Here is a 6,126-nt window from a genome sequence, read left to right on the forward strand (position 1 = left end):
AGCCCGGTACGTCGACAAAGGTCACGATGGGGATATTGAAGCAATCACAGAAGCGCACAAAGCGGGCGGCCTTGCGGCTGGAATCGATATCCAAAACGCCGGCCAAGCTCATGGGCTGGTTGGCAACCACACCGACCGTAGAGCCTTCGATGCGGGCAAAGGCCGTGATGATGTTTTTGCCAAAGTCTTTGGCGATCTCGAAATAATCGCCTTCATCGACGACCTTCTCGATCAATTCCTTCATGTCATAGGGCTTGTTCGGATTGGCTGGGATCAGACTGTCCAAGCTCATTTCCACCCGCTCTGGATCGTCATGGGTTGGCCGCGTGGGCGGCTTTTCGCGGTTTGAGAGCGGCAAGAAATCGACCAAACGGCGCATTTGGAACAAGGTGTCGAAGTCATTGTCAAAGCTGCCGTCGATCACGCCAGACTTCGCACCATGCACACTCGCCCCACCCAATTCCTCGGCCGTAACGACTTCATTGGTGACGGTTTTGACCACATCAGGCCCGGTCACAAACATATAGCTGGTGTCTTTCACCATGAAGATGAAATCGGTCAAAGCAGGCGAATAGACGTCGCCCCCCGCGCACGGGCCCATGATGACGCTGATTTGCGGGATCACGCCGGAAGACATAACGTTTTCCATGAAGATGTCGGCATAGCCTGCCAGAGAATCAACGCCTTCTTGAATGCGTGCCCCACCCGCATCGAACAGACCGATGACGGGTGCGCCATTGCGGGCCGCCATTTGCTGGACTTTGACGATCTTGGCCGCATGGGTCAGCGACAAGGAGCCGCCAAAGACGGTGAAGTCTTTTGAGAACAAATAGACCAGACGGCCATTGATCGTGCCTTGGCCCGTGATCACGCCATCGCCTGGAAACTTCTGCGCATCCATGCCGAATTCCGTGCAGCGATGCTCCACAAACATGTCGAATTCTTCAAAGCTGCCTTCATCCAGCAAGATTTCAATCCGCTCCCGCGCGGTCAGCTTGCCCTTAGCATGTTGCGCATCCACCCGTCTTTGGCCGCCTCCGGCACGGGCTTTGGCACGTTTCGCTTCCAGCGCTTGAAGAATATCTTGCATGGGTCTGTCCCTGAAATGAGTTACGCTGTGGGCAGCGCAGGCGGTGTTGAAAGTGGGTTAGCGGGACAAAGCCGCGCTGACAAGTTTTCGCAGCGGCAAGCACTATAGCGCGGGCAAACCCAAAAAGGCTTCACAGCGCCGGATCCAGGCTTGAATGGCTGGATAGCGATGAAGCTCAAACCCACCCTGATCGGCAAAGCGCGTATAGGGTAACAGCGCCATATCAGCTAAGGTGAAGGAGGGGCCGACAAACCAATCCTGTTCGGCCAAATGCTCGTTCATCCTCGTCAAAATGACTTGTCCCCGCGGCAGGAGGCTTGGGTCAATTTCAGCTTCAGTTTGGCCAAGGAGATGGACTTTCGCGCGCCGCACCGCGATCACCACTTCATGGCTATATTGTTCCCAAAACAGCCACTCAAATAGTTTCGCGCGGTCAAAGCCATCGGTTGGGATCAGGCTTGAGCCTTCTGCCAGATAAAGGATGATGGCATTGGATTGGGCAAGGGTGCGGCCATCCTTAAAGCGCACCACCGGTACTTGGCCAAACGGATTGAGGGCGCGAAATTCTGGGCTTGCTGTCTGCCCTGTTAGCGCCAGCACCTCATGCCAGACAAAAGGTAGGTTCAAATGCTCTGCCGTCCAGCGCACCTTCAAGCAATTGCCCGACCGATCATCGCCATAAATTTCCATGTCTTTCCCCTTTTTTGGCCTCTATCTGGCGTCCTCATTCTGCCCGCCTAGCACAGCTTCACAATAGATTGTCTCAAGAGTCCGCCTAAAGACTGCTAGAGACGGGTTCTGCCCTGAGGGCCTCGACGGGTTAGGTAACACGGTCTATGGCTAAGCCACTTTTGTGTCCCTAAATCGTCGCGACACACCGAAACCAGCTAAGGAAAGATTGTTCGTGAGCGCTGAAATCAAACCAGTTATCTCCGCAACCGGCCTTTACACGCCACCCCATTCCATCACCAATGAGGAATTGGTCGATAGCTTTAACCGCTATGTCGAGCTTTATAATGCCCAGCATGCCGCAGCGATTGAAGCGGGTGACGTGGCAGCTCTAACCCCCTCTTCGGTGGAGTTCATTGAGAAAGCCTCGGGCATCAAAGCCCGCTTTGTCGTCAATAAGGATGGCATTTTAGACCCCAACATCATGGCCCCACGCATTCCAGAGCGGCCAAATGAGGAATTGTCGATTCTGGCTGAGCTCGCCGTACGGGCGGCCCGCCAAGCGCTGGAACGCGCCGGCCGCGACCCGATGGATGTTGATGCGGTGATTTGTGCGGCTTCCAATATGCAGCGCGCCTATCCTGCCATGGCGATTGAAATTCAAGCAGCCCTTGGCTGTAATCCCGAAGGCTTTGCCTTTGACATGAATGTGGCTTGTTCTTCGGCCACCTTTGGCATTCAGACGGCAGCTGACTTTGTGCGCGCAGGGCACGCGCGCAGCGTACTGGTGGTCAATCCAGAGATTTGCTCGGGCCATTTGAACTTTAAAGATCGCGACAGCCATTTTATCTTTGGCGATGTGGGTACTGCCATCCTGATTGAAGCCGCCGATGTGGTGGGCGACAAGCCGCATTGGGAGATTTTGGGCACCAAGCTCAAAACCCAATTCTCCAACAATATCCGCAATAATTTTGGCTTTTTGAACCACACGGCACCTGAAGGTGTGGGCGCAAAAGACAAGCTCTTTGTCCAAGAAGGCCGTAAAGTCTTCAAGGAAGTGGTGCCCATGGTAGCGGCCATGATTATCGAGCATATGGAAACTTTGGGCCTTGAGGCCACAAGCCTGCGCCGGATGTGGTTGCACCAAGCCAATGCCAATATGAATCGCCTGATTGCGGGCAAGGTTTTGGGCCATGAGGCCAGCGAAGATGAAAGCCCCACCGTGTTAGATACGTATGCCAATACCTCTTCTGCGGGCTCGATCATTGCCTTCCACAAGAATAGCGATGATCTGGGTGCCGGCGACACGGGCCTGATTTGCTCGTTTGGTGCTGGATATTCAGCGGGCTCGGTTTTTGTCCGCAAGGTGGCCTGACGGCTTACGGCCTGCAACGTTACAAAGGTTTCACTCGACTTTCGTGAGTCTGCCTGCAACCTATCCCTGATTGTAAATGCGCATTGGGGATTTGCGACATGTGGGTCTTTGCATTGCTAGCCGCCGGTTTCGGCTCCTCGGCACCAACCGAGGCGAAGGAGAAAGAAGTCGCTGCGGTGGTACCCGACGTCACGATTGAGCGGGAAATGGTTCCACCGCCTTCGACCCCACCAGACAAGCACTTCTTTGAACCCAACTTTTCGACAAGCCCAAAGACACGCAGCTATATGGTGATTACGCCCGTGCCGCCGCGCAGTCGATCGCTTGCCAATCAGGAAGGTGGGCGCTGGTTAGAACCGCCGGGCGGCTGGGTCTCCCCGGACGTCAAGACCAAGCCATTCCGGGTTGAGCCCTTAGAAAAGCCAAAGCCAAAAATGCGCATTCTGCGCGGCGGCAACGGATAAAGGCGTTTCAAACTTTACGCGCACGCTTGCCTGCCCGTGATCACGAGGCGCTTAGGCTACAGTCACGCCTAGGTGCAAAGTGAAACGGCCTCGGCTATTTATCGCCTATGCGTGCTGCTCCTTACATCTCTCCCGTTAAAATTGATCTCACCCGTCAAGCCGACGGCAGCCTCCTTTTGACCAACCCCCATCCTTTGCGACCGGCCTTTGCCAATGTAGTGGCCCCTTTAGCGCATTGGGCCGAAGAGGCACCGCGCAGGCTGTGGCTCGCGGGCTTTGAGGCAGGGGCTTGGCGACACCTCAATTACCGGGACGGTTGGACCTTGGTACAATCGCTCGCCGCAGGGCTTTATGGCCGGTTTCCGCGCGGCAGTATCATTGCCATCGCCTCATCTAATTCCATCAGCCACGCGCTTTTGACCTATGCAGCCCCTTTGGCTGGCCTTGCTGTGGCGGCCATCACGCCAGCCTATTCAACCAAAGCGCGCGACCCCCGCCGCTTGCATGAAGCGCTTAAGACCTTGGGGGCAGCGGCGGTCTTTATGGAGGGCCTGGCCTTCGCCAAACCCGCTTTATGGGCAGAAGAAATTGGCGTGCCCGTTATCTCGCCGGGGGACGGGTTTGGAACAACGGGCGAAATCTCGCTTGATCAGCTTTTTGCCGACCCGCAGGATGCGCCAGACCTTGCAACAATCGATCCGCGTGATGCGTGCAAATATCTTCTAACGTCGGGCTCCACGGGTTCGCCCAAGGCCGTTACCGTCACCCATGCCAATCTTGCGACCAATGCGGCGCAAATACGCTCCACCTTCGACGCGGCGCGTGAAGCCGAGATGTGGCCCGATGGCATCATGATGGCCAATCATTTGCCTTGGAGCCATTCCTTAGGCGGCAATGCGGTCCTGCACATGTTGTTGCATGCTGGCGGTAGCCTGTGGATCGACCCCGGCACCCCGACCGCTGAGGGGCTTTCAGCAACCATTGCCACGTTAAAACATGTAAAGCCCAACTACCACATCACTGTGCCCTTAGGCTGGACGCTGTTGGCAAGCGCGTTGGAACAGGATGAGGAACTCGCAGAGGCGCTCTTTTCCAATTTGCGCATCATGCAATATGGCGGGGCGGCTTTGACCCAGGATGTCTATCGCCGCTTACAGCAGGTTGCCGTGCGGCAAACCGGGGAAGAAATCACCTTGGCAGCAGGCTATGGCGCGACTGAGACGGCCCCGACCGTCTGTAATGTCCATTGGCCCAATGAAGTTATGGGTCTTGTCGGCCTGCCTGTGCCGGGTCTGACGCTCAAGCTGGTGCCACAGGGCACCAAGCTTGAAGCCCGCGTGAAGGGGCCAGGCATTACGCCGGGCTATTTGAACGCGCCGGAGAAGACCGCTGAAGCTTATGATGAAGAGGGCTTTTATAAGTTGGGCGATGCCTTGCGCTTTGTCGACCCCGATCGGCCTGAGGCAGGCCTTGCCTTTGATGGCCGCTTGTCTGAGGAATTTAAGCTTGCCAATGGCAGTTTTGTTCCCGCAGGGCTTGTGCGCCCGGCCCTCGTTCAAGCCTCAGACGGCCTGTTCAGCGATGCGGTCATTTGTGGCGAAGGCCAAGAAGAATTGGGCGCTTTGGCTTTTATCAATCTGGCCAAGGCCCGCACACTTGCCGGCCTTGAAGACGATCTCGACAGTTTGGTTTGGCATGAAAAAGTCCGCGCGCAGGCTAAGGCGGCGCTGGAAAAAGCCGGGGCAGGCCAGCCCGCAACACGGCGCGTCACCCGCCTGATCCTTTTGACCTCCCCACCCAGCCTTGAAGATGGAGAGATCACCGATAAGGGCTATCTGAACCAAGGGGCATGCCGCGCCTGTCGCGCCAGTGCGGTGCAAGCCCTGTATCAATCAGGCCCTGCCCTAGAACGAATCGATCTTTAGGCGGGCAAAGCAAAATTGGCCGGATGCTTGCCCACCGCGCGCTCATAATGGCTGCGGATTAAGGCCCAATCGGCTTCATAATCGCCCGTAGGTTTGAGCGAGCCGCTGATGCGCACTGTCTTGGTTGCAAAGTCCATGACTGCAAACACGATTGGCACAACTGCAGCTTGGGCGATCAAATAATAGCCCTTCTTCCATTCCTCAGCCCTTGCGCGGGTCGCTTCAGGGGGAATGGCCAGAAACAAGTCGCGCGCATTGGCAAAAGCCGTCGTCATACTGGTCACCAAGCCATTGCTGGTAGACCGATCAACGGGCACACAGCCGAGCCACTTCACAATGCCGCCAAAGGGGCCTTCGGTCAGGCTTTTCTTGCCCATAAAGCGCAAAGTGATGCGATATTGGCCTGCTGTGGCCAGCATCAGGATACCGTCCCAATTGGACGTGTGGGGGGCAGCCAGAATCACCGCTTTTTGAAGGTCAGGCCAATCGCCCTGCAAACGCCAACCACTGAGCTTGAGATAAAGTGCGCAGATATAGCGCCAAATCTCGGGCAAAATGCCGCGAAACGGCGCGGGCTTATGGGTGGATGGATCAAATATCTGG

At 56.2% G+C, this 6,126-nt stretch carries 6 protein-coding genes; 3 read left to right on the top strand and 3 right to left on the bottom strand.

Annotation, left to right across the window (positions count from 1 at the left end; genetic code table 11):
• Together IOB61_RS14475 and IOB61_RS14480 are read right to left on the bottom strand one after the other, a co-directional pair.
• The coding region (locus IOB61_RS14475) for an acyl-CoA carboxylase subunit beta (RefSeq protein WP_290818191.1) at window positions 1-1,090 on the bottom strand (1,090 nt) is incomplete at its 3' end.
• Window positions 1,091-1,192: 102 nt separating this feature from the next.
• Complete coding sequence (locus IOB61_RS14480; protein ID WP_290818194.1) at window positions 1,193-1,780, bottom strand: glutathione S-transferase family protein; 588 nt, start codon at window positions 1,778-1,780, stop codon at window positions 1,193-1,195.
• Between the two features lie 226 nt (window positions 1,781-2,006).
• On the opposite strand from IOB61_RS14480, the gene IOB61_RS14485 reads away from it, so the two are divergent.
• From IOB61_RS14485 to IOB61_RS14495, 3 genes are all read left to right on the top strand, one after another.
• A complete protein-coding gene (locus IOB61_RS14485; protein ID WP_367272862.1) occupies window positions 2,007-3,134 on the top strand; it encodes a beta-ketoacyl-ACP synthase III in 1,128 nt (375 codons plus the stop codon).
• 98 nt (window positions 3,135-3,232) lie between these two features.
• Window positions 3,233-3,598: a hypothetical protein gene (locus IOB61_RS14490; RefSeq protein WP_290818199.1), complete on the top strand. Its 366-nt coding sequence runs from the start codon at window positions 3,233-3,235 to the stop codon at window positions 3,596-3,598.
• 107 nt (window positions 3,599-3,705) lie between these two features.
• Window positions 3,706-5,523 carry an AMP-binding protein gene (locus IOB61_RS14495; RefSeq protein ID WP_290818201.1) on the top strand — a complete coding sequence of 606 codons (1,818 nt, stop codon included), beginning with the start codon at window positions 3,706-3,708 and terminating at the stop codon, window positions 5,521-5,523.
• On the opposite strand, the gene IOB61_RS14500 is transcribed toward IOB61_RS14495, so the two are convergent.
• Window positions 5,520-6,126 (bottom strand): 1-acyl-sn-glycerol-3-phosphate acyltransferase (locus IOB61_RS14500; RefSeq protein WP_290818204.1); only part of this gene is annotated, 607 nt, incomplete at its 5' end. The genes IOB61_RS14495 and IOB61_RS14500 overlap by 4 nt on opposite strands.

Origin of the sequence: Aquidulcibacter sp., assembly GCF_020253525.1 — a bacterium.
Classification (GTDB): Bacteria; Pseudomonadota; Alphaproteobacteria; order Caulobacterales; family Aquidulcibacteraceae; genus Aquidulcibacter.

Excerpts from the sequence above, each read along its gene's own strand:
- IOB61_RS14480 (WP_290818194.1), bottom strand. The coding sequence starts at position 1,780 with ATGGAAATTTATGGCGATGATCGGTCGGGCAATTGCTTGAAGGTGCGC.
- IOB61_RS14490 (WP_290818199.1), top strand. The coding sequence starts at position 3,233 with ATGTGGGTCTTTGCATTGCTAGCCGCCGGTTTCGGCTCCTCGGCACCA.
- IOB61_RS14495 (WP_290818201.1), top strand. The coding sequence starts at position 3,706 with ATGCGTGCTGCTCCTTACATCTCTCCCGTTAAAATTGATCTCACCCGT.